Here is a 23,331-nt window from a genome sequence, read left to right on the forward strand (position 1 = left end):
ACGTTGGTGGCCTTCAGGTGCGCGTCGTCGATCTTGATGGTGAGCGTGGTGGTGCTCAGGTCACCGTCCTTGTCGGCCACGGTGTAGGTGAACACGTCGACGCCGAATTTACCCACCGAGTTGGCGTTGGCGTGGTACACGCTGGTGCCGTCGGCGGCGATGATCAGCTCGCCGTAGGTGCCCTGGATGACGGTGCCGACACCTGTAGTTACGGCCTTGCTGGTGTCGTTGCCGGCTTTTACGCCGACCACGCCGTAGAAGCCATCGGCGCCCGACACGTCGTTCTGCAGCACGTTGCCCTGGGCGGTCTGGCCTTCGGTAATGTGGGCAAAATCAGGGTACGCGTGCGGCTGGTCGTCGACGATCTTGATGGTCAGCTGGCTGGCCACGTGGTTGCCGACGCTGTCGGTGGTCACCACGGTCAGGGTTTCGGTGGTGCCGATGCCGGCGACCTGCGGTGCGCTGGTAAGGGTGTAGGTGTAGCTGCCGTCGGCGTTCATGTGCACGACGCCGTACTGGGTCTGCAGGTTGCCGTTGGCGTCGGAACCGTAGAGGCTGTAGGTCAGTGCGCCGACGCCGCCGGTTACGGAACCTGCGACGGTGCCGCTGGCGGTTTCCGAAGTCCAGTCCGGGTGGCTGCCGGTGGTGTTGCCGGGCGCCAGGTCGTTACCGCCCTTGACCGGGTCCAGCGCGGCTTCGAACACGGTCACGCCATCGACGTTGGTGGCCTTCAGGTGCGCGTCGTCGATCTTGATGGTGAGCGTGGTGGTGCTCAGGTCACCGTCCTTGTCGGCCACGGTGTAGGTGAACACGTCGACGCCGAATTTACCCACCGAGTTGGCGTTGGCGTGGTACACGCTGGTGCCGTCGGCGGCGATGATCAGCTCGCCGTAGGTGCCCTGGATGACGGTGCCGACACCTGTAGTTACGGCCTTGCTGGTGTCGTTGCCGGCTTTTACGCCGACCACGCCGTAGAAGCCATCGGCGCCCGACACGTCGTTCTGCAGCACGTTGCCCTGGGCGGTCTGGCCTTCGGTAATGTGGGCAAAATCAGGGTACGCGTGCGGCTGGTCGTCGACGATCTTGATGGTCAGCTGGCTGGCCACGTGGTTGCCGACGCTGTCGGTGGTCACCACGGTCAGGGTTTCGGTGGTGCCGATGCCAGCGACCTGCGGTGCGCTGGTGAGGGTGTAGGTGTAGCTGCCGTCGGCGTTCATGTGCACGACGCCGTACTGGGTCTGCAGATTGCCGTTGGCGTCGGAGCCGTAGAGGCTGTAGGTCAGTGCGCCGACACCGCCGGTGACGGAACCTGCGACGGTGCCGCTGGCGGTTTCCGAAGTCCAGTCCGGGTGGCTGCCGGTGGTGTTGCCGGGCGCCAGGTCGTTGCCGCCCTTGACCGGGTCCAGCGCGGCTTCGAACACGGTCACGCCATCTACGTTGGTGGCCTTCAGGTGCGCGTCGTCGATCTTGATGGTGAGCGTGGTGGTGCTCAGGTCACCGTCCTTGTCGGCCACGGTGTAGGTGAATACGTCGACACCGAACTTGCCCACCGAGTTGGCGTTGGCGTGGTACACGCTGGTGCCGTCGGCGGCGATGATCAGCTCGCCATAGGTACCCTGGATGACGGTGCCGACACCGCTGGTGACGACCTTGCCATCCAGGCCGCCGGCGCGCACGCCGACCACGCCGTAGAAGCCATCGGCGCCCGATACGTCGTTCTGCAGCACGTTGCCTTGGGCCGTCTGGCCTTCGGTGATGTGGGCAAAATCAGGGTACGCATGCGGCTGGTCGTCGACGATCTTGATGGTCAGCTGGCTGGCCACATGGTTGCCGACGCTGTCGGTGGTCACCACGGTCAGGGTTTCGGTGGTGCCGATACCGGCGACCTGCGGCGCGCTGGTGAGGGTGTAGGTATAGCTGCCGTCGGCGTTCATGTGCACGACGCCGTACTGGGTCTGCAGGTTGCCGTTGGCATCGGAGCCGTAGAGGCTGTAGGTCAGTGCGCCGACACCGCCGGTGACGGAACCTGCGACGGTGCCGCTGGCGGTTTCGGCGGTCCAGTCAGGGTGGCTGCCAGTAGTGTTGCCGGGCGCCAGATCCTTGCCGTCCTGGTATTTATCCAGCCCGGCTTCAAACACGGTCACGCCGTCAACGTTCTTGGCGTGCAGCCCCGAGTCGGTGACGTTGATGGTGACAGTGGTGGTGCTGATATCACCGTCTTTGTCGATGATCGAATAAGTGAAGGTATCGGTTGCACCCGCCTTGCCCACCGAGTTGGCGTCGGCGTGGTAGATGGCGCTACCGTCGGCCTTGATCAGCAGCTCGCCGTAGGCGCCCTGGATGACCGTGCCCACGCCCGTTGTGACTGGCGACGAAACGTCGCTGCCCACGCGCACGCCAATCACCGCGGCAATGCCGTCGGCACCGCCAACGTCGTTGCCCAGCACGTTGCCCTGGGCCACCAGGCCCTCGGTGATGCTTACGCTGTCGGGCACTGCTACCGGGGCATCGTCGACGATCTTGATCGCAACCTGGCTTTCAACGTGGTTGCCGACACTGTCGGTGGTTACCAGGGTGAAGGTGTCCAGGGTGCCGATGCCCGGCACTTGTGGGGCAACGTTGAGGGTGTAGGTGTAAGTGCCGTCGGCATTCAGGTGCAAGGTGCCGTACTGGCTGGTGACATTGCCGTTGGCATCGGAGCCCAGCAGGCTGTAGGTCAGTGGGCCTACGCCGCCGGTGACGGAACCGGCCACGGTGCCGGTGCCCACTTCGCTGGTCCAGTCGGGGTGGCTGCCGGTGGGCAGCGCCGCCTCGAACACGGTAGCGCCATCGACGTTGGTGGCCTTCAGGCCCGAATCGGTGACGTTGATGGTGATGGTGGTGGTGCTGATATCACCGTCTTTGTCGATGATCGAATAAGTGAAGGTATCGGTGGCGCCCGCCTCGCCCACCGAGTTGGCGTCGGCGTGGTAGATGGCGGTGCCGTCGGCCTTGATCAGCAGCTCGCCGTAGGCGCCTTGGATGACCGTGCCCACGCCGGTTGTGACTGGCGACGAAACGTCGCTGCCCACGCGTACGCCAATCACCGCAGCAATGCCGTCGGCACCGCCAACGTCGTTGCCCAGCACGTTGCCCTGGGCCACCAGGCCCTCGGTGATGACCACGCTGTCGGGCACTGCCACCGGGGCGTCGTCGACAATCTTGATGGCAACCTGGCTTTCCACCTGGTTGCCGGCGCTGTCGGTGGTCACCAGGGTGAAGGTGTCCAGGGTGCCTACGCCCGACACCTGCGGGGCGACGGTGAGGGTATAGGTGTAGGTGCCGTCGGCATTGAGGTGCAGCGTGCCGTACTGGCTGCTGACGTTGCCGTTGGCGTCGGCGCCCAGCAGGCTGTAGCTCAGCGGGCCAACGCCGCCAGTGACGGAACCGGCCACGGTGCCGGTGCCCACCTCGGCAGTGGAGTCGGGGTGGGTGCCGGTGGGCAGCGCCGCTTCGAATACGGTGGCGCCGTCGACGTTGGTGGCCTTGAGGCCCGCGTCGGTAATGGTGATGGTAACGGTGGTGGTGCTGATGTCACCGTCCTTGTCCACAACCGAATAGGTGAAGGTGTCGCTGACCGGGCCATCCCGGGTCACGTTGGCATTGGCCTGGTAGCTGCTGCTGCCGTCGGCATTGATGGTCAGCGAGCCGTAGGTGCCTTCGATGGCCACGCCCACGCCGCCGCTGACGGCGGTCGAGGTGTTGTCGCCAGTACGCACGCCAACCACGCTGCCGAAGCCATCGGCGCCAAAGGCATCGTTGCTGGTCACGCTGCCGGTGACGGTCACGCCTTCGGTGACGGTCTCGGTGTCGGCCACGGCCTTGGGCACGTCGTCGACGATGGTGGTGGTCAACTGGCTCGCGGCGGTGCTGCCGTCGGTATCGGTAGCCACCACCTGGAAGGTGTCGGTGATGGTGTTGGCACCCTGGATGTCAGGGTGGGTGTCGGCATGGGTCAGGGTGTAGCTGTAGCTGACTACCCCAGTAGCGGGGTTGTAGCTGTTGATGGTCAGCGTGCCCAGTTGGGTGACGACGCTGACCGGCGAGCTGATGCCCACCCCGCCAGTGACCACGGCCACGCCGCCGACTGTCAGGGTTTGCAGGCCATCGGGTGCGGTCACGGTGAACTGGCCGGTCTGCGTCAGGGCCCCGGCGCTGGGGTTGGAGCCGTTGATGAGGTTGGCTTCATCGACCGTGGTGTTGAGCCCGCCCACGGCCGGCGCGCTGATGGTCACCGGGTCGTTGATGTTGTTGATGTTGAGCGTCAGCACCGCGGTGCTGGTGTCACCATCGGCATCGTTGAGCGTGTAGGTGAAACTGTCAGTGCCAGTGCCGCCGCCGTGCAGGTTGTTGAAGGCCTGGCCAGCAGCGTTGAGGGTGTAGGTGTAGCTGCCATCGCTGGCCAGCACCAGGGTGCCGTAGGTGCCGGTGTAGGTGCCGGCGGTGATAGGGCCGCTGGTGGCAGTGATGGGAATGCGGTCGGCGCCCTGGCTGTCGTTGGTCAGCACGTTGCCGGTGAGCACCAGGTTCTGTTCGGTGGCGGGCGTGGTGGGGTTGTCGTTGACGGCCTGGGGCACGTCGTCGACCACGGTCACGGTTACCGAGCCGGTGCTGTTGGTACCGTTGGAGTCGGTGGCGCTGACCGGCAGGTTTTCGCTGATGGTGTTGGCGCCGCCACCCGTTGACTGGTTGTCCGGGCCGGTGAGGGTGTAGCTGTAGCTGACCTGGCCGGTGGTGGGGTTGTAGCCGGTGATGGTCAGGGTGTTGCCGAGGCCGGTGGTGATGGACTGGCCTACGCCAACCACTACGCCGTTATTGATCACGGTGATGCCGCCCACGGACAGGCTGGTCAGCCCATCGGCGGCGGTGACGGTGAAGCTGCTGGACTGGGTGAGCGCCGAGGCCTGCGGGTTGGAGCCATCGGCGAGGTTGGCCTCGTCGACGCTGACACCCGTGCCCAGGCCAGTCAGGACCACGCCGTTGTCCACCGCTACCAAGGCAGCATTATTGGTGTTGGTGAGGGGCGCCGTTTCCTGGTTGACCAGTTCGGGGACGCCATTGAACCCCGCCGTGGGATAGCCCACCACCGGGTCGACCACACCACCGGTTTCAGTCAGCAGCACAAAGCTGTGACCGCCACCGGCCTCCCCGCCCTGGGCCGAGGTGCCGGCCGCGGCCGGGCCGGCGGCGGTGGCTTCAGCCGCCTGGGTTGGGTCGGCGCCCGCAGCGATGGCCTGCTGGATTTTCTGTACGTCGGTAAGTTCGGCCTGGCTGGGCGCGGCGACTTCCTGGGTGGCCACGTGCGGGGCCGTGTCGCCCAGCATGTTCTGGTTGAGGGTGACCTCGCTGCCCCGCCCAAGGGTCAGTTCCTTGCCGTTCTGCAGGTGAACCGACACCGCGCCATCGGCGCCGGTGTCCAGTTGCTCCCCGACGAACAACCGATCGCCTTGATGCACCTCACGGCGGCTGCCGTTGGCGCCGATCGCGAATACGTGTCCGATTACCTGACTGACTACACCAATCAACGTGGCCATTGTGCACTCCTCATCCGCCGCTCCGGGCATGGGGTTTTGCAGAAAAAGTGCTATCGGCTTCGCGTGCGGTCGTGGCTGATGAGTCTGCTGAGGGCTCCCGTTGGGGAGCACTGCCCGGCGCTAGAGTTCAGGCCTTACCTAATCCTGGAAACAACGCTTCACGTAAAACTAAAACTTAATTAAATCAAAGTGTTCCGTGAAAACATGCTCCAGTGAAGTTCCAAGAGAGACTTTGGCGCCCTAAGTGACAATTTTTTGTCGCCATAATTTCCCTTGTTTTCTCCCCTTCGCTACTTCCCCGCCCTATGCTGCAAAATTGGTTGAACTTTTCGTCGCCGCCCGTAACTCTTCGGTTTCGCTGGCTCGCTCGGGCGACCTGAGGAGAACAATGTCTTGAAATCGAAACACTGCATAAGTTTTTTTTAGCATAAGTTCTATTTCAAAAAGTTCTTAGATTTCGTTAAAGATGTTCTTAGCTCTCATGTTACAAGCCTGAAACGGTTTGACCTTTATTTTTCGCCATTTTTTTGGCGATTGCTGCATCACTTAAAGACTTCAGGGAGATTCACCCCATGCGCGTTTACACCCCCATCTGCAGCGCGGTCTTGATCGCGATGGCCTGCGCCCAAGCCCAAGGCATGACGCTGACAGAGGCGATTCAGAGCACGATCAGCTACCACCCCGAAATCCAGTCGAATCTGAATAACCGCCTGTCTGCAGATGAGGATGAAAAAGTCGCCCGTGGGGGTTACTACCCAACCGTCGACCTGGTGGCCGCGTACGGGCGCGCGCGCACCGACAGCCCTACCACCCGCGCCATCGAAGGCAGCAACACCGAGACCCTGAACTACACCCAGTCCGAGCTGCGCCTGCGGCAGATGCTGTTCGACGGCTTCAACACCCCCAACGAAGTGCAGCGCACCAAGGACGTGGTGAACTCGCGCGCGTATTACCTGCGCGGCACCGCCGAGACCCAGGCCCTGCGCGCCATCGAGGTGTACCTGAACGTGCTAAAGCAGCGCGAACTGGTGACCCTGGCCAAGAACAACCTGCAGGCGCATTTGCGCGTGAACGACCAGATCGGCCTGCGCAGCGAGCGCGGCGTGGGCAGCACCGCCGACGTCGACCAGTCCCGTGCCCGCCGGGCCCTGGCCGAGAACAACCTGTATACCGCCCAGGTCAACCTGGCCGACGCCGAGGCCAACTTCTTCAGCACCGTGGGTCGCATGCCCGATGAGCTGGAAGCACCGCCCAGCATCCGTGGCGAAGTGCCCGCCGACATCCTCGCCGCGCGCCAGGCCATGCTTGAGAACAACCCCTACCTGAAGTCGGCCCAGGCTGATGTCGCGGCTGCCGAAAGCCAGTACGAAGTGGCGAAATCGCCGTTCTACCCACGCTTCGACGCCGAGCTCGCCGTGGACGCCAACAACAACATTTCCGGCGAACAGGGCCGCGACAACGAATGGCGCGCCGGCGTGGTGATGAACTACAACCTGTTCAAGGGCGGCAGTGACAAGGCCCGCCTGCAATCCGACGCCCACAAGATCAACCAGGCCATGGACATCCGCAACAACGCCCTGCGCATGCTCAACGAGAACCTGGCGCTGGCCTGGCACGCCATGGACAACGCCCACGTACAGACCCCGTACGCGCGTGAATACGCCGAGACCACCACCAAGGTGCGCGCCGCCTACCAGGACCAGTTCGGCCTGGGCCAGCGCACCCTGCTCGACCTGCTGGACAGTGAGAACGAGCTGTACACCGCCAACAGCCGCTACACCGAAGTGCGTTACACCGAGGAATTCTCGATGTACCGCGTGCTCGCCAACATGGGCGTGCTGCTGGAAAAAGAACGCGTGGTACTCCCCAACGAAGCCGTGGCCCAGACGGAAGTGAAGAACGAAGCTCGCCTTCCAGACATGAAGTAACTGCCCATTGGCCTTGGAGTACCGCACGTGACCAGCATGCAACCAGCGGGGCCGGCAACGGACCCGCGCCTGAGTTTTGATGACCCTCTGCTGGACGGCCTGCTTATCCTGTGCAAGTTGCACGGCTGCGCGGTCAGCCGCGCCAGCCTGAGCGCCGGCCTGCCCCTGGCGCAACAGCGCATGAGCCTGGAGCTGCTGCCCCGTGCGGCGGCCCGGGCCAGCCTGTCGGCACGCCTGCTGCGCCGCGAGCTGGGGGCCATCTCGGCGCTCAACCTGCCGGTGCTGCTGATGCTCAAGGGCGGCCGCTGCGCGGTGTTGCGCCGCCTGGGCGAGGACGGCCGCGCGCTGATCCTGCCCAGCGAAGCCGAGGGCGGCGAGCAATGGGTGAGCCAGGAAGAGCTGGCTGCCGAGTACACCGGCGAGGCCCTGTTCGCACGGCCGCGCCACGAATTGGAAGACCTGCGCCAACCGCTGATGCCGCGGGTGCACGCCTGGTTCCGCGACACCCTGAAGCTGTCGCGCTGGCTGTACAGCGACGCCATCCTGGCCAGCCTGATGATCAACCTGCTGGGCCTGATGGTGCCGCTGTTCGTGATGCAGACCTACGACCGCGTGGTGCCCAACCAGGCCACCTCCACCCTTTGGGTGCTGGCCATCGGCTTGCTGGTGGGCACGCTGTTCGAGCTGGTGCTGCGGGTGCTGCGCGCGCACCTGCTGGACACCGCCGGCAAGAAGACCGACCTGATTCTCTCTGCCACGCTGTTCGAACGCATCACCGGCATGGCCATGAAAGCCAAGCCGGCCACCATCGGCGGCTTCGCCCAGAGCATCCATGACTTCCAGGGCCTGCGTGAATTCCTCACCGCTGTGACCCTCACCAGCATCATCGACCTGCCCTTCGCCGTGCTGATGCTGGCGGTGATCGGCCTGCTGGGCGGCTGGCTGGTGTTGGTGCCCATCGTCGCCTTCCCGCTGACCATCGGCTTTGCGCTGATCATCCAGGCCAAGCTGCGCGACACCGTGCAGAAGAGCCTGGCCCTGGGCGCCGAGCGCCAGGCGCTGCTGATCGAAACCCTCAGCGGCCTGGAAAGCATCAAGGCCTGCAGCGCCGAGAGCGAGCGCCAGTACCAGTGGGAATCCACCCACGGCGCCCTCACCCGCCTGGACAGCCACGCGCGCAACCTGGCAGCGCTGGCCACCAACGGCACGCTGTTCATCCAGCAGTTCGCCGGCATGGCGGTGATCGTCGCCGGCGTCTACACCATCATCGCCGGCAACCTCAGCGTCGGCGCGCTGGTGGCCAGCTACATGCTCAGCAGCCGCGTGCTGGCGCCCCTGGGGCAGATTGCCGGGCTGATCACCCGCTACCAGCAGGCGCAGCTGACCATGGTCAGCACCGACGCGCTGATGGCCCTGCCCCAGGAGCGCGACCCACGCCAGCGCCCGCTGGAACGCACACAACTGCAAGGCGCCCTGGCCGTCAGCCAGGTGACCTTCCGCTACGCCAACCAGAACGCCCCGGCGCTGGGCAACGTCAGCTTCAGCATGCGTGCCGGCGAGCGCATCGGCATCATCGGCCGCAGCGGCTCGGGCAAGAGCACCCTGGCGCGCCTGGTGATGGGCTTCTACGAACCCGAGGAAGGCCAGATCCTGCTGGACAACCTCGACCTGCGCCAACTGGACGTGGCCGACCTGCGCCAGCAGATCGGCTATGTGGCCCACGACCTGCCGCTGCTGGCCGGCAGCCTGCGCGACAACCTGACCATGGGCGCCCGCTACGTCAGTGACGCGCGCATGCTGGAAGTGGCCGAGATGACCGGCGTCACCGAACTGGCCCGCCAGCACCCGCAGGGCTTCGACCGCCCGGTGGGCGAGCGCGGCCAACTGCTCAGCGGCGGCCAGCGCCAGGCCGTGTTGCTGGCCCGCTCGCTGCTGCTGGACCCGCCGATCATGGTGCTGGACGAACCCACCAGCCACATGGACAACGCCAGCGAAGACGCTCTGCGCCTGCGCCTGCACAACTGGGTGGGCGGCAAGACGCTGCTGCTGGTCACCCACCGCACCTCCATGCTCAGCCTGGTTGACCGCCTGGTGGTGCTGGACAACGGCCGCATCGTGGCGGACGGTCCGAAGGACGCGGTGATCGAAGCCCTGCGCAAAGGCCGCGTCGGCCAGACGCCTGTTTAGGAGTGGTATTGATGTCAGCTTCCCAAGGCCTGCGCGGTTATTTCAGCAGTTTCGGCAAGACCGCCGAAAGCGAGTTCATGCCCGAACTTGCCAGTGCGGCGCTGCAAGATTCACCCCGGCTCACGCGCATCACCGTCTGGCTGTGCGCCGCACTGCTGCTGGCGGCGCTGGTGTGGGCCAAGTTCGCCGTGCTGCAGGAAGTCACCATGGGCGAAGGCAAGGCCATTCCCTCCAGCAAGGTCCAGGTTATCCAGAACCTTGAGGGCGGCATTGTCACCGAGATCTACGTGCGCGAAGGCCAGGTGGTGAGCAAGGGCGACACCCTGCTGCGCCTGGACGACACGCGTTTTCTCTCCAACAAGGGCGAGAGCGAGGCCGACCGCTACGCGCTGATGGCCCAGGTCGAACGCTTGTCCGCCGAGGCCGATGGCAAGCCATTCGTGGTGTCCGACGAGGTGCGCAAAAAGGCCCCGCAAGTGGCCGACGACGAGATGGGCCTGTACCAGTCGCGCCAGCGCCGCCTGGCCAGCGAACAACAGACCCTCAATGAGCAACTGCGGCAGAAAACCCAGGAGCTGGCGGAATTCCGCTCCAAGCAGGAACAGTACCGTTCCAGCCTCGGGCTGTTGCAGCAGGAACTGAACATGTCGACGCCGCTGGTAGGCACCGGGGCCATCTCGCCGGTGGAAATCCTGCGGCTCAAGCGCAGCGCGGTGGAAGCCCGCGGGCAGATGGACGCCACCACCCTGGCGATTCCGCGTGCCGAAGCGGCGATCAACGAGATCAAGAGCAAGATGAACGAGTCGAACCAGCAGTTCCGCTCGGACGCCTCCAAGGACCTCAACGCCAAGCGCACCGACCTGTCGAAGATCACCGCCACCAGCATCGCCATCGACGACCGCGTCAGCCGCACCACGGTGGTGTCGCCGGTGCGCGGCATCATCAAGACGCTGAAGGTCAACACCATCGGCGGCGTGGTGCAGCCGGGCAGTGACATGGTCGAGATCGTGCCGCTGGAAGACAACCTGCTGATCGAGGCCAAGGTCCGCCCCCAGGACGTGGCCTTCCTGCACCCGGGCCAGCCGGCCATGGTCAAGTTCAGCGCCTATGACTACACCATCTACGGCGGCCTGAAGGCCAAGCTGGAACTGATCAGCGCCGACACCATCACCGATGACAAGGGCAACAGCTTCTACCTGATCCAGGTGCGCACCGACGCCAACCACCTGGGCGGCGATGCCAAGCCGCTGGTGATCATCCCGGGTATGACGGCGACGGTGGACATCATCACCGGCGAGAAGAGCGTGCTCGACTACCTGCTGAAGCCGGTGTTGAAGGCGCGCACGGAGGCGTTGCGCGAACGTTGATGGAAGCCGGACGCGGCCTGCGGCCGCTGCTACGCGAATGCGTATACGCCATAAATGGCGTCGCCTGCAGCGCGGCCAAGGCCGGCTCCTACCACGAACTGTGTAGGAGCCGACTTTAGTCGCGATGCAGACGACGCCAGATCTGCGTAGCAGCGGCCGCAGGCCGCGTCCAATGCCACCTCACACCAGGGACGGATCGACGATCAACACCACCTTGCCCGACACCTGGTTGCTGGCCAATTCGGCGAACGCCGCCTCGGCATCACGCACTGGGAAAGTCCGCGCCACCTGCGGTTTCAAGCGCCCTTCCTCGAACAGCGGCCACACGTGCTGACCCAGGTCGCTGAGCAGGTCGGCCTTGAACTGGTCGCTGCGGCTGCGCAGGGTCGAGCCCAGCATCTGCACGCGCTTGCCCAGCACCTTGCCCAGGTCGATGTTGGCCTTGGTGCCGCCCATCAGGCCGATCAGCACCCAGCGCGCGTCCACCGCCGCCACCTTCAGGTTGAGGTCGGCGTAGTTGGCGCCCACCGGATCCAGGATCACATCAAACGGGCCGAAGTCGCTCAGCGCTTCCAGGCCATCGCCGCGCACCACGCCACCCTGGGCGCCCAGCGCCTCGCAGTAGGCCAGGCGCTCGGCCGAGCCGACGCTGACCCAGGTGGGGTTGCCGAACGCCTTGCACAGCTGGATGGCCGCCGAGCCGATGCCGCTGGCACCCGCGTGCAGCAACACTTTCTCACCGGGCTTGAGCCCGGCAAGCTGGAACAGGTTCAGCCACACCGTGGCGTACACCTCGGGAATGGCCGCTGCCTCGATCAGCGACAGGCCCGCCGGCACCGGCAGCACGTGGCGGCCGTCGACCACCACTTCCTCGGCCATGCCGCCACCGGCCAGCAGCGTGCACACCCGGTCGCCCACCTGCCACGACGAGCCGGGGCCCACTTCACTGATCACCCCTGCGCATTCCAGGCCCAGTACATGGCTGGCACCCGGCGGCGGCGGGTAAAGGCCGGCGCGCTGCAGCAGGTCGGCACGATTGAGGCCGGCGGCAGCTGTCCGAATTTTCACTTGACCCACGTCGCAAACCGCGCTCGGATGGTCTACCCACTCCACATGTCCTTCAACGCCTTGCAATGCCTTCACAGTGCCTCCATAGTTGACTCATGACTGAGCCCGGTGCCTAGGCGCCGGGCTTGTTGCATTATGCGACCGGTTTCAATGAAACCGGCGAATTCAAAGACGGCCTAATATGCGTGATCAATTGTCCCCACGTCGAATCAGCATGAAGCATCTACTGCCCAGCTCCGCCCTTGCACTGTGCATCGGCCTCGGCGCTCTGTCGATGTCCGCCCGCACCTTCGCAGCCAACAGCTGGGATAACCTTCAGCCTGACCGTGACGAGGTGATCGCCAGCCTCAACATCGTCGAGCTGCTCAAGCGTCATCACTACAGCAAGCCGCCGCTGGACGACAAGCGTTCGGTGATCATCTACGACAGCTACCTGAAGCTGCTGGACCCCTCGCGCAGCTACTTCCTGGCCAGCGACATCACCGAGTTCGACAAGTGGAAGACGCAGTTCGACGACTTCCTCAAGAGCGGTGACCTGGACCCCGGCTTCACCATCTACAAGCGCTACCTGGACCGGGTGAAATCGCGCCTGGACTTCGCCTTGGCCGAACTGGGCAAAGGCGTCGACAAGATGGACTTCACCGGCCACGAGACCCTGGCCGTGGACCGCAAGGACGCCCCGTGGATCACCACCGAGGCCGACCTGGACATCCTGTGGCGCAAGCGCGTGATGGACGAAGTCCTGCGCCAGAAGATCGCCGGCAAGGACAACAAGCAGATCCAGGACACCCTGACCAAGCGCTACAAGAACCAGCTGGCGCGCCTGGACCAGACCCGCAGCGAGGACATCTTCCAGGCGTACATCAACACCTTCGCCCAGTCGTATGACCCGCACACCAACTACCTGTCGCCCGACAGCGCGGAAAACTTTGATATCAACATGAGCCTGTCGCTCGAAGGTATCGGTGCCGTGCTGCAAAGCGACAACGACCAGGTCAAGGTGGTGCGCCTGGTGCCTGCCGGTCCAGCCGACAAGACCAAGCAGATCGCCCCGTCCGACAAGATCATCGGCGTCGCCCAGGGCGACAAGGAAATGGTCGACGTGGTGGGCTGGCGCCTCGACGAAGTGGTCAAGCTGATTCGCGGCGCCAAGGGCTCCGTGGTGCGCCTGGAAGTCATCCCGCACACCAATGCGCCTAACGACCAGACCAGCAAGATCGTTTCCATCACCCGTGAAGCGGTGAAACTCGAAGAGCAGGCCGCGAAGAAATCCATCCTGCACCTCACCGAGAACGGCAAGGACTACAAGCTGGGCGTCATCGACATCCCGGCCTTCTACCTCGACTTCAAGGCCTTCCGCGCCGGCGACCCGGACTACAAGTCCACGACCCGCGACGTGAAGAAACTGCTGACCGAACTGCAGAAAGAGAACGTCGACGGCGTGGTCATCGACCTGCGCAACAACGGCGGCGGCTCGCTGCAGGAAGCCACCGAACTGACCAGCCTGTTCATCGAGAAAGGGCCTACGGTGCTGGTGCGCAATGCCGACGGCCGCGTCGACGTGCTGGAAGACGAGAACCCGGGCGCCTTCTACAAAGGCCCGATGGCCTTGCTGGTGAACCGCCTGTCGGCTTCGGCCTCCGAGATCTTCGCCGGCGCCATGCAGGACTACCACCGCGCGTTGATCGTCGGCGGCCAGACCTTCGGCAAGGGCACCGTGCAGACCATCCAGCCGCTGAACCATGGCGAACTGAAGCTGACCCTGGCCAAGTTCTACCGCGTTTCCGGCCAGAGCACCCAGCACCAGGGCGTATTGCCTGACGTGGCCTTCCCGTCGATCATCGACACCAAGGAAATTGGCGAGAGCGCCCTGCCAGAGGCCATGCCGTGGGACACCATCCGTCCTTCGATCAAGCCTGCGGTCGACCCGTTCAAGCCGTTCATTGCCCAGCTGAAAGCTGACCACGACGCACGCACCGACAAGGACGCCGAGTTCATCTACATTCGCGACCGCCTGGCGCTGGCCGAGAAGCTGATGAGCGAGAAGACCGTCAGCCTCAACGAAGCCGACCGCCGTGCCCAGCACGCCGACATCGAAGCCAAGCAGCTGGCGCTGGAAAACGCCCGTCGCAAGGCCAAGGGCGAAGCGCCGCTGAAGGAAATGAAGAAGGAAGACGAGGACGCCATGGCGGCCGAGCCGGACAAGACCAAGCCTGAGGACGACGCCTACCTGGCCGAGACCGGGCGCATCCTGCTGGACTACCTGAAGCTGAACTCGACGGTGGCGAAGCATTGATGAATTGATGGCCATTTGTCATCAAATGGTCATCCATCTGTCGTGAAATAAGGGGCTGGGCACTGTAAGAGGTGCCCAGCCTTTTTTGTGGGAGCTGGCTCGCCAGCGAGCTTTTAATTGCCCCCCAAAAAGCTCGCTGGCAAGCCAGCTCCCACAAGGTTGCAATATTCATGACCATCACCGAACAGCTGGGCGCCTTGGCCACTATCCTGGCCCAGGGCAGCCTGCACACCCTGTTCCAGCCCATCGTCTCGCTGTCGGAGCGGCGCATACTGGGGTATGAGGCGCTCAGCCGCGGGCCGTCGAACAGCGCGCTGCATTCGCCCATCAACCTGTTCGCGGTGGCGCGCCAGGCCGGCCGCCTCAGTGAGCTGGAAATCGCCTGCCGCGAGATCGCCTGCCGACGCTTCAGCGAACAGAAGCTTGTGGGCAAGCTGTTCCTCAACGTATCGCCCGAATCGCTGCTGGAGCCCTGCCACCAGCCGGGCATGACACTCAAGCTGCTGCAGGCCCATGGCATCCCCCCAAGCGACGTAGTCATCGAGCTGACCGAGCAGACCCCCACCGACGATTTCCAGCTGCTGTACAACGCCCTCCACCACTACCGCGCCATGGGCTTTTCAATTGCCCTGGACGACCTCGGCGCCGGCTATTCCAGCCTGCGCCTGTGGTCGGAGCTGCGCCCCGACTACGTAAAGATCGACCGGCACTTCATCGACGGCATCCACCAGGACGCGCTGAAACGTGAGTTCGTCGGCTCTATCCTGCAAATCGCCAAGGCCTCGCGCGCCCAGGTCATCGCCGAAGGCATCGAGCTGCCCGAAGAGCTGGCGGTGCTGGCGGAGATGGGCGTGGACCTGGTGCAGGGCTACCTGCTGGCCCGCCCCCAGGAGCAGCCGCCCCACGACGCGCGCACCCTGCTGCCGAAGCTGGACAGCAACCTGATGCCCCTGACCGATGAAGGCAGCGACCTCAGCGCGCTGCTGATCGAACAGCTGGCGGTGCAGCAGGACATGCCCACCGCCGCAGTGCTGGAGGCCTTCCGCAGCCAGGCCAACCTCAACTCGCTGGCGGTGCTGGACGCCCAGCAGCAGCCCTGCGGCATCGTCCACCGGCACTCGCTGTCCGAAGCCCTGCTCAAGCCGTACGCCACCGACCTGTTCGCGCGCAAGCCGATCAGCCGGTTGATGAGCGAGGACTTCCTGGCCGTGGAGCTCAGCCAGTCGCTGCAACAGGTCAGCCGCCTGCTCACCAGCCGCGCCCGGCAGCGCATGGAAGAAGATTTCATCATCACCCTGGAAGGCCGCTACCTGGGCCTGGGGCGGGTGATCGACGTGCTCAAGCTGATCACCGAGATGAAGATCCAGCAGGCCCGCTACGCCAACCCGCTGACTCTGCTGCCGGGCAACGTGCCCATTCAGCAATGCCTCACCCGGGTGCTGCAACAAGGCCGCGAGGCGGCCATCTGTTACGTGGACATCGACAGCTTCAAGCCCTTCAACGACATCTACGGTTATGGCCGTGGCGACGAAGTGCTGCTGTGCCTGGCGCAGTGCCTGAACGAGCGGGTAGACCCGGCGCGCGATTTTGTCGGGCACATTGGCGGCGATGATTTCATGCTGGTGCTGGGCTCGCCCGACTGGCGCAAACGTTTGAACCAACTACTGGAGGATTTCCAGGCGCAATGCCGGCGCTTCTACCGGGCCGAGCATCTGGAGGAAGGTTGTTTCGTGGCCCACAACCGCCAAGGCCAGCGCCAGGAGTTCGCATTACTGTCGCTGTCCATCGGCGTGGTACACCTGCACCCGCAAGCCTGCGCCCACCTGGACGCCAGCCTGCTGGCCGAACTGGCGTCGCAGGCCAAGCACCAGGCCAAGGTAGTGCCCGGCTACAGCATCCAGGTGCTGGATACCCTCAGCCCCGAGGTTGTTCGTAGCGCGCCGCCCGCGCAGGGTCTGGCGCCAGCCCCGGGCCACCCTGACGGTACAGTTGCGCAAGCTTGAACGCCGCCAGCGGGTGGCCGCCGGCCAGCGCCAGCTCCCACCAATGCACCGCGGCCACCCCATCCGGGGCGCTGCGCAAGGTGCCCGCCAGGCTGATCACACCCATCTGATAGGCTGCCCTGGCATCGCCGCGCTCGGCCGCCAGGCGCAGCAGGCGCTGGCCCTCGTCGCGTGCCGCCAGGCCCTTGCCGCGAAACATCAGGATATGGCCATAGAACCCCATGGCGTTGACGTCGCCCAGGTTGGCCATGCGCGAAAATTGCCCTTCCAGCCACGCCCAGCCTTGCGGCTGGCGCACGAACCAGGGCCAGTGAAACAGTTGGCGAGCCACCCAGTAACTGATCCGCGCGCGGAGCAGCCACAGCGTTTTGTTCACGATGTGCATTCTTCCGGGTAGCTGAACTCGAACACCCGTACCACTTCGGAGGCGTGCCAGGAGGCGGCGGCGACGCCATCGGACGGGCCGGAAAAACGGCCCAGGCGTTCCACGCACTCGAAGAAGCCGGTGCGCGGCAGGCGGCTGGCACCCTGGCTGATCACCAGCGAGCTGCGCAGCGGCTGTTCGGCGCGCGCATCGAGCACGGCCAGGTATTCCAGGGCCGCGGTCAGCGTCTGCATGGCGGGCGTGGGCAACTGCAGGCGCTCAAGCAGGGCGCGGTAGGTCAACAGGTGGCGCTGGCGACGGGCGTGGTCCAGCTCGCTCAGCAGGCCATCCCACTGCTGCCGGCTGATACGCACGCTCACGACGGGGCTCCCCAGCCGGGAACCCCCAGCTCCCACGCCAGGCTTCGTCGGATGGCCGCGTCGGGTTCACGCTGGCCAGACTCGATCATGGCCAGGTACGACGGGCTGATGCCCACGGTGCGGGCCAGCTTGTCCAGGGCCAGGCCCTTGGCTTCGCGCAACTCGCCGAGGCGCGACAGCGCTGGCAGGGCCTGCTCGGCGGCTTGCTGCGCCGGCGCCTCGGCACTTGGCGCCTGGGCAACGGGCTGCCCGGCGGCGGCCAGCAATGCCTGGTATTGCTCCCACGGCAGCACGGCATACTCCGGCTTGCCATCGCGACTGATGACCTGAACACCCATTACAACCCCCTGTAGGATCACCATATGTAATCTGTAGGCATAATCCTTATGCCAAATATAGTAACAGCAGCCGGGGCGTAACGGGATTTTCTATTTCAACTTGCTTACATAGTCGGTTTTTCGCCGCTGTTGTGTTCAAGTTGCAAGGCCTTGGGGCTGGCCGGCAAGCGTTCCACCACCCGCAGCTTCTCTGGCCGCAAGCTGTCGCGCCAGGCCTTGAAGGCGGCCAGTTCCTTTTCCAGGCTGTTGACCACCCAGGCCAGCACCGCAATGTCATCCAGCAGGCCGATGCCGGGTATCCAGTCGGGTATGGCGTCAATGGGGCTGACGAAGTACAGCAGGCCGGCGACGATCATCACCAGCGAGCGCGGGTTGATGTGGCGGTACTCGCCCCGCCAGTAGGCCAGGCACAGCTCCTGCAGCAGGCGGGCGTTGGCTTTCAGTTCGCTGAAACGCCCTGCGGTGCCCTGGCTTTTGCGCACCACGGCAAAGATCAGGGCCGGCAGCTTGCCGCGGTTGAGCAGGCGCTCGGCCAAGGGCAGGAAACGGGCAAAATTCCAGGGTGCTTTCATTGCCCCTCCGGGGGAAAAGGGTGGCAGGGTTATCCACAGTTATTGTGGATAACCTTGTGAACAGCGGCCGTTTTAATGGCGCAAAGCCAGGTTTTTCAAGGCTTGCGCTTAGATCGGGCGTTTTTTACACACTTTGAGACGTTCAGGTAAATCGTTTGCGCACGACGTCCAATTGAGACTGTACGCGGGGTGCGCAGTTTCATCGCCGCCGCTGGGCAAAAAAAAACGCCCCGCATAAGCGGGGCGTTTTCCATGCAGGGCTGCGAATTACTTCGAAGCAGCCTTGTCGGCCTTGTCGCCATCAGCAGCGTCAGCCTTGTCGGCGTCAGCAGCGGCAGGCGCCTGGTCGGCCTTGGCCGGGTCCTTGATGGCCAGCAGCTCCAGGTCGAATACCAGCACCGAGTTGGCCGGGATTTTCGGGCTTGGGCTCTGGGCACCGTAGGCCAGGTCAGCCGGGATGAACAGCTTGATCTTCTCGCCAACGTGCATCAGCTGCAGGCCTTCGACCCAACCCGGGATCACGCCGCTAACCGGCAGGTCAATCGGGCTACCGCGCTCGATGGAGCTGTCGAAGACGGTGCCGTCGGTCAGCTTGCCTTCGTAGTGGACAGTCACGACATCAGTCGGCTTTGGCTGTGGGCCATCGGCTTTCTTGATGATCTGGTACTGCAGGCCGGAAGCGGTAGTGACCACGCCTTCCTTCTTGCCGTTCTCTTCCAGGAATTTCTTGCCGCCAGCTTCAGCTTCGGCGTTCATCTTGGTCATGCGCTCTTCGGCACGCTTCTGCAGCGCGGCAAAGGCTTCGACCAGTTCGTCGTCCTTGAGCTTCTGAGGTTTCTTGCCGACAGCATCTTCGATGCCTTGGGCGACGGCTTTGGAGTCCAGATCGTCCATGCCTTCCTGAGCCAGGCTCTTGCCCATGTTCAGGCCGATGCCGTAGGAAGCTTTCTGCGCCGGGGTTTTCAGTTCCACGCTGGAATGATTGTCGCAACCTGCGAGTACCAGAGTGACCAAGGCAACCGCCGCCGCCAACCGATGCTGTTTCATGCTATTTCCTTGTTCATGCGCCAAATGGGCAATCGAGTAAAGCCGCGAGCTTATCAGGCGGCCACGACCAATGGCTACCGGCATGAGAGCCGGAAAATACAGATAAGTTCAGGTGTTAAAAGGGTTTCATCTGAATGATGGCAAACCTTACCAAAACCTTACACTCACGCTTCGCGGTAACTGGCCGCGACCTCGCGCACCACATCGCACAGCCACTGGGCCGGCAAGGGCAACGCCAACGAGGCATTGCTGCAGATGCCCACCGAACCACCCGGCTCGCGCACGCCCAGGTCCAGCTCGAACAGCTCGCGCTGGCGAATATCCAGCAGCACGGCGTCGCGCGGGGCCACCCAGATGGCGTCGCTGCTCAGCACGTAGCGGCGGCTGAGGGTGGGCGACAGGGTTTCCAGGCGCTGCGCCGGCAGCTCGATGGCGCACTGCACGAACAGGCTGTCGGCGTGCTTGCGGATGGTGGTGCCCGCCAGCGGCAGCACCAGCGGGTAGCGGTTGACCTTGCCACGGTCGGTGGGCACCTCGCCCAGCAGCGGGTGGCCGGGGCGCACCACCAGGGTCATGGCTTCGCTGTACAGGTGCTCGAACACCAGGCCCTGGATTTGTGGGCTGTCGGTCATGCGCCCGATCACCAGGTCCAGCTCGCCCACGTGCAGTTGCGACAGCAGGTGCGCGCCGGGGCCGGTGGCCACGCTGACCACCAGGGCGGCGTGGCGCTCGTTGAGGCGGCACAGCACTTCGGGCATCAGCCGGCTTTCCACGGTGGACAGCACGCCCACCTTCACCTGCGGCGCTTCATGCTGCTCGGTGCGCAGGGTGCTGACGCCGTCGCGCAGGGCCTGCACGCAGGGCGCGGCGTAGCGCATGAAACGCACGCCGGCGGGGGTCAGTTCGACGCCGCTCTTGTCGCGTTCGAACAGGCGGGTCTGCAATAAGTCTTCAAGCTCCTTGAGGGTCTTGGAGATGGCCGGCTGGCTGATGGCAACGGCGTCGGCGGCCTTGGCGAAACTGCCCTGGCGGGCGATTTCGAGAAAGCACAGCAGGTGGCGGAATTTGATGCGGGTGTCGAGGTTCATGGCGACGATGTTACACCGCTCTTGTGGGAGCTGGCTTGCCAGCGAGCTTTTGGGGGCAACAAAAAGCTCGCTGGCAAGCCAGCTCCCACACATATCACGCGGCTATCTGGACTTCATCACCCACCAGCCGCACGGGCCAGGTGCGCAGGCGCTCGCCGGGTTCTTCCAGGCAATGCCCGTCCGCCAGGGCGTAATGCTGCTTGTACAGCGGTGCCGCCACCACCAACTGGCCCTTGAGCTGGCCGACGATGCCACGGCCAATCACGTTGGCGCCCGAGCGCGGGTCGTGGTTGTCGATGGCGTGCAGCACCTGGCCGTCCGCGGCGTCGGGCAGGTAGAACAGCGCCACCTGGGCGCCGTCCAGCCACACCACCACGCCGCTGTTGGCCACCAGGTCGCGGCGCTGGCACACCGGTTGCCAGGCCTGGGCTTGCACAGTTTGATTGGCATCGTTCATCACAGGGCCTCCTCGGCCAGCGGGATTAGTTTCAGTTCATGTGCGGTGGCGGGCCGGCGCTGGCCACGTTCCTTGACGAAGTGCACGCCGGGGTCGTCGCGGCGGTCGTTGACGAAGGTGCGGAAGCGCTTGAGTTTTTCCGGGTCTTTGAGGGCGTTGGCCCACTCGCACTCGTAGCGGTCAACCACGTGCTGCATCTGCGCTTCCAACTCCGCGCCCAGGCCCAGGCTGTCCTCGATGATCACCTGCTTGAGGTAGTCCAGGCCGCCCTCCAGGCTCTCGCGCCACACCGAGGTGCGTTGCAGCTTGTCGGCGGTGCGGATGTAGAACATCAGGAAGCGGTCGATGTAGCGGATCAGCGTGGCGTCGTCCAGGTCGGTGGCGAACAGTTCGGCATGGCGCGGGCGCATGCCGCCGTTGCCGCTGACGTACAGGTTCCAGCCCTTCTCGGTGGCGATCACGCCGACGTCCTTGCTCTGCGCCTCGGCGCATTCGCGGGTGCAGCCCGACACCGCGAACTTGAGCTTGTGCGGCGAGCGCAGGCCCTTGTAGCGGTCCTCGATGAACAGCGCCATTTTCACGCTGTCCTGCACGCCGTAGCGGCACCAGGTGCTGCCCACGCAGCTTTTCACCGTGCGCGTGCTCTTGCCGTAGGCGTGGCCGGTCTCGAAGCCGGCGTCGATCAGCTCGCCCCAGATATCCGGCAACTGGTGCAGCTGGGCGCCGAACAGATCGATGCGCTGGCCGCCGGTGATCTTGGTGTACAGGTCGTATTTCTTCGCCACGGCGCCAATCGCAATCAGCTTGTCCGGGGTGATCTCGCCACCGGGAATGCGTGGCACCACCGAGTAGGTGCCGTTCTTCTGCATGTTGGCCATGAAGGTGTCGTTGGTGTCCTGCAGCGGCGCCAGTGACGGGTCCATGATGGGCTGGTTCCAGCACGAAGCGAGGATGTTGCCCACGGTGGGCTTGCAGATATCGCAGCCCACGTGGCCGCGGCCATGGCGCGCCAGCAGGTCCTCGAAGGTGTGGATGTCACCCACCCGCGCCAGCGCGTAAAGCTCCTGGCGGGTGTAGGCGAAGTGCTCGCACAGGCTCTTGTCCACGGCCACGCCGCGGGCGATCAGCTCGTGCTCGAACACCTGCTTGAGCAACGCCGCACAGCCGCCGCAGCCGGTGCAGGCCTTGGTCTGCGCCTTCAGGCTGGGCAGGTCGCCGCAGCCGCTGTCGATGGCCGCGCACACCGCGCCCTTGGTCACGTTGTGGCAGGAACACAGGGTGGCGCTGTCGGGCAAGGCATCGGCGCCCAGGGCAGGCGCGCCGTCGCTCAGGGGTAAAATCAGGCTGGAAGGATCCTTGGGCAGCGCGATGCCGTTCTGCACGTACTGCAGCAGCGTGTCGTAATAGCTGTTGTCACCCACCAGCACGGCACCGATGACCTTGCTGCCGCACGGCGACACCACCAGGCGCCGGTAGCTGGCGTTGGCCTCGTCGATGAAGCGGTAGCTTTTCGCACCCGGCGTGGCGGCGTGGGCGTCGCCGATGGAGCCCACGTCCACGCCCAGCAGCTTGAGCTTGGTGGACATGTCGGCACCGCTGAAGGTGGCCTCGCCCTGCCCCGCCAGCAGCGCCGCGACGTTGCGCGCCATGCTGTAGCCGGGCGCCACCAGGCCGAACACACTGCCGTTCCAGGACGCGCATTCGCCAATGGCGAAGATGGCCGGGTCGCTGGTGCGGCAATGCTCATCCACGACCACGCCGCCACGTGCGGCAATTTCAAGGCCGGCGCTGCGGCCCAGGGCGTCCTGCGGGCGGATGCCGGCAGAGAACACCACCAGGTCGGTTTCCAGGAACTCGCCGCCGTCGAAGTTCATGCGGTAGCGATAGGCCTCGCCGGCGACGATACCCTGGGTGGCGCGCGACACGTGCACGCCCACGCCCAGCGCCTCGATCTGCGCGCGCAGGGCCGCGCCGCCGTCGCTGTCCAGTTGCACCGGCATCAGCCGCGGGGCGAACTCCACCACGTGGGCTTCCAGGCCCAGCGATTTCAGCGCGTTCGCCGCTTCCAGGCCCAGCAGCCCGCCGCCCACCACCACGCCGCGCCGCGCCTGGCTGGCGGCCTGGCGGATGGCGTCGAGGTCATCGAGGGTGCGGTACACCAGGCGTGCGTCGCCTTCGGAGCCGGAAATGGGCGGCACGAACGGGTAGGAACCGGTGGCCAACACCAGTTGGTCGTAGGCATAACGGCCTTGGGCAGTGACCACCTGGCGGTTTTCACGGTCGATTTCCAGCACCGCTTCGTCCAGGTGCAGGTGCACGCCGTGGTCGGCGTACAGGGTGGCGTCGCCCAAGGCCAGCGCCTCGGCGTCCTTGCCGCCGAAGTACTCGGACAAATGCACGCGGTCGTAGGCGCGCTGGCGCTCTTCGCCGAACACCCGCACCTGGAACTGTGCCAGGGCCCCGCGCTCAATCAGTTGCTCGACACAGTGGTGGCCGACCATGCCGTTGCCGACGATGATCAGTTGCGGGCGCGGCTTGAGCGTCATGAATGCGTTCATGCAGGTTTTCCTCGAACAAAAAAAAGACGCCTGGAGCCGTTAAGCTCCAGGCGCCTTTGCCTGGTATCTGTGTGGGGTGCCCCTGGGTGCGATCGCCGTTGAACG

Annotated in this window: 15 protein-coding genes; 5 read left to right on the top strand and 10 right to left on the bottom strand. The window is 64.7% G+C overall.

Going from position 1 to position 23,331, the window contains the following annotated elements; translation table 11 throughout:
* The coding region (locus tag AC0SZ7_RS07455; protein WP_475503791.1) for a retention module-containing protein at positions 1 to 5,573 on the bottom strand (5,573 nt) is incomplete at its 3' end.
* Positions 5,574 to 6,145: 572 nt separating this feature from the next.
* Between AC0SZ7_RS07455 and AC0SZ7_RS07460 the strand changes: the two genes are divergently transcribed.
* From AC0SZ7_RS07460 to AC0SZ7_RS07470, 3 genes are read left to right on the top strand one after another with little or no spacing between them, the layout of a single operon-like run.
* Entirely contained in the window at positions 6,146 to 7,501 is a 1,356-nt protein-coding gene (locus tag AC0SZ7_RS07460; protein WP_475503792.1) for a TolC family outer membrane protein, read from the top strand.
* Positions 7,502 to 7,528: 27 nt separating this feature from the next.
* Positions 7,529 to 9,688, top strand: coding sequence for a type I secretion system permease/ATPase (locus AC0SZ7_RS07465; RefSeq protein WP_416422979.1), 2,160 nt, complete (start codon positions 7,529 to 7,531; stop codon positions 9,686 to 9,688).
* An 11-nt stretch (positions 9,689 to 9,699) separates the two neighbouring features.
* Complete coding sequence (locus tag AC0SZ7_RS07470) at positions 9,700 to 11,055, top strand: HlyD family type I secretion periplasmic adaptor subunit (RefSeq protein ID WP_475503793.1); 1,356 nt, start codon at positions 9,700 to 9,702, stop codon at positions 11,053 to 11,055.
* Positions 11,056 to 11,235: 180 nt separating this feature from the next.
* Here AC0SZ7_RS07470 and AC0SZ7_RS07475 read toward each other — a convergent pair whose 3' ends face one another.
* Entirely contained in the window at positions 11,236 to 12,198 is a 963-nt protein-coding gene (locus AC0SZ7_RS07475; RefSeq protein ID WP_475503794.1) for a zinc-binding dehydrogenase, read from the bottom strand.
* Positions 12,199 to 12,337: 139 nt separating this feature from the next.
* Between AC0SZ7_RS07475 and AC0SZ7_RS07480 the strand changes: the two genes are divergently transcribed.
* A complete protein-coding gene (locus tag AC0SZ7_RS07480; RefSeq protein WP_475503795.1) occupies positions 12,338 to 14,419 on the top strand; it encodes a carboxy terminal-processing peptidase in 2,082 nt (693 codons plus the stop codon).
* A gap of 170 nt (positions 14,420 to 14,589) precedes the next feature.
* A complete protein-coding gene (locus tag AC0SZ7_RS07485; RefSeq protein WP_475503796.1) occupies positions 14,590 to 16,422 on the top strand; it encodes a bifunctional diguanylate cyclase/phosphodiesterase in 1,833 nt (610 codons plus the stop codon).
* Here AC0SZ7_RS07485 and AC0SZ7_RS07490 read toward each other — a convergent pair.
* The 8 genes from AC0SZ7_RS07490 to nirB form a co-directional block, all read right to left on the bottom strand.
* Positions 16,334 to 16,801 (bottom strand): tetratricopeptide repeat protein, encoded by a 468-nt coding sequence (locus tag AC0SZ7_RS07490; RefSeq protein ID WP_475504100.1) that lies wholly within the window; start codon positions 16,799 to 16,801, stop codon positions 16,334 to 16,336. The two genes, AC0SZ7_RS07485 and AC0SZ7_RS07490, sit on opposite strands and share 89 nt — an antisense overlap.
* Positions 16,795 to 17,166, bottom strand: a complete 372-nt coding sequence (locus AC0SZ7_RS07495; protein ID WP_475503797.1) for a hypothetical protein — start codon at positions 17,164 to 17,166, stop codon at positions 16,795 to 16,797. The genes AC0SZ7_RS07490 and AC0SZ7_RS07495 overlap by 7 nt, the downstream gene beginning before the upstream one ends.
* Positions 17,163 to 17,504 carry a helix-turn-helix domain-containing protein gene (locus AC0SZ7_RS07500; protein ID WP_475503798.1) on the bottom strand — a complete coding sequence of 114 codons (342 nt, stop codon included), beginning with the start codon at positions 17,502 to 17,504 and terminating at the stop codon, positions 17,163 to 17,165. Before AC0SZ7_RS07500 ends, AC0SZ7_RS07495 begins: the two co-directional genes overlap by 4 nt.
* 104 nt (positions 17,505 to 17,608) lie before the next feature.
* Complete coding sequence (locus AC0SZ7_RS07505) at positions 17,609 to 18,076, bottom strand: YkvA family protein (protein WP_475503799.1); 468 nt, start codon at positions 18,074 to 18,076, stop codon at positions 17,609 to 17,611.
* A gap of 267 nt (positions 18,077 to 18,343) precedes the next feature.
* Positions 18,344 to 19,123 (bottom strand): FKBP-type peptidyl-prolyl cis-trans isomerase, encoded by a 780-nt coding sequence (locus AC0SZ7_RS07510; protein ID WP_475503800.1) that lies wholly within the window; start codon positions 19,121 to 19,123, stop codon positions 18,344 to 18,346.
* Between the two features lie 164 nt (positions 19,124 to 19,287).
* Positions 19,288 to 20,211, bottom strand: coding sequence for a pca operon transcription factor PcaQ (pcaQ, locus tag AC0SZ7_RS07515; RefSeq protein ID WP_475503801.1), 924 nt, complete (start codon positions 20,209 to 20,211; stop codon positions 19,288 to 19,290).
* A 94-nt stretch (positions 20,212 to 20,305) separates the two neighbouring features.
* The gene (gene nirD / locus AC0SZ7_RS07520; RefSeq protein ID WP_475503802.1) at positions 20,306 to 20,668 is read right to left on the bottom strand and encodes a nitrite reductase small subunit NirD; all 363 of its coding nucleotides are present in this window, start codon (positions 20,666 to 20,668) and stop codon (positions 20,306 to 20,308) included.
* The gene (gene nirB / locus AC0SZ7_RS07525; protein WP_475503803.1) at positions 20,668 to 23,226 is read right to left on the bottom strand and encodes a nitrite reductase large subunit NirB; all 2,559 of its coding nucleotides are present in this window, start codon (positions 23,224 to 23,226) and stop codon (positions 20,668 to 20,670) included. Before nirB ends, nirD begins: the two co-directional genes overlap by 1 nt.
* Positions 23,227 to 23,331: the final 105 nt, after the last annotated feature.

It is taken from the genome of Pseudomonas sp. JC1203 (assembly GCF_056175065.1).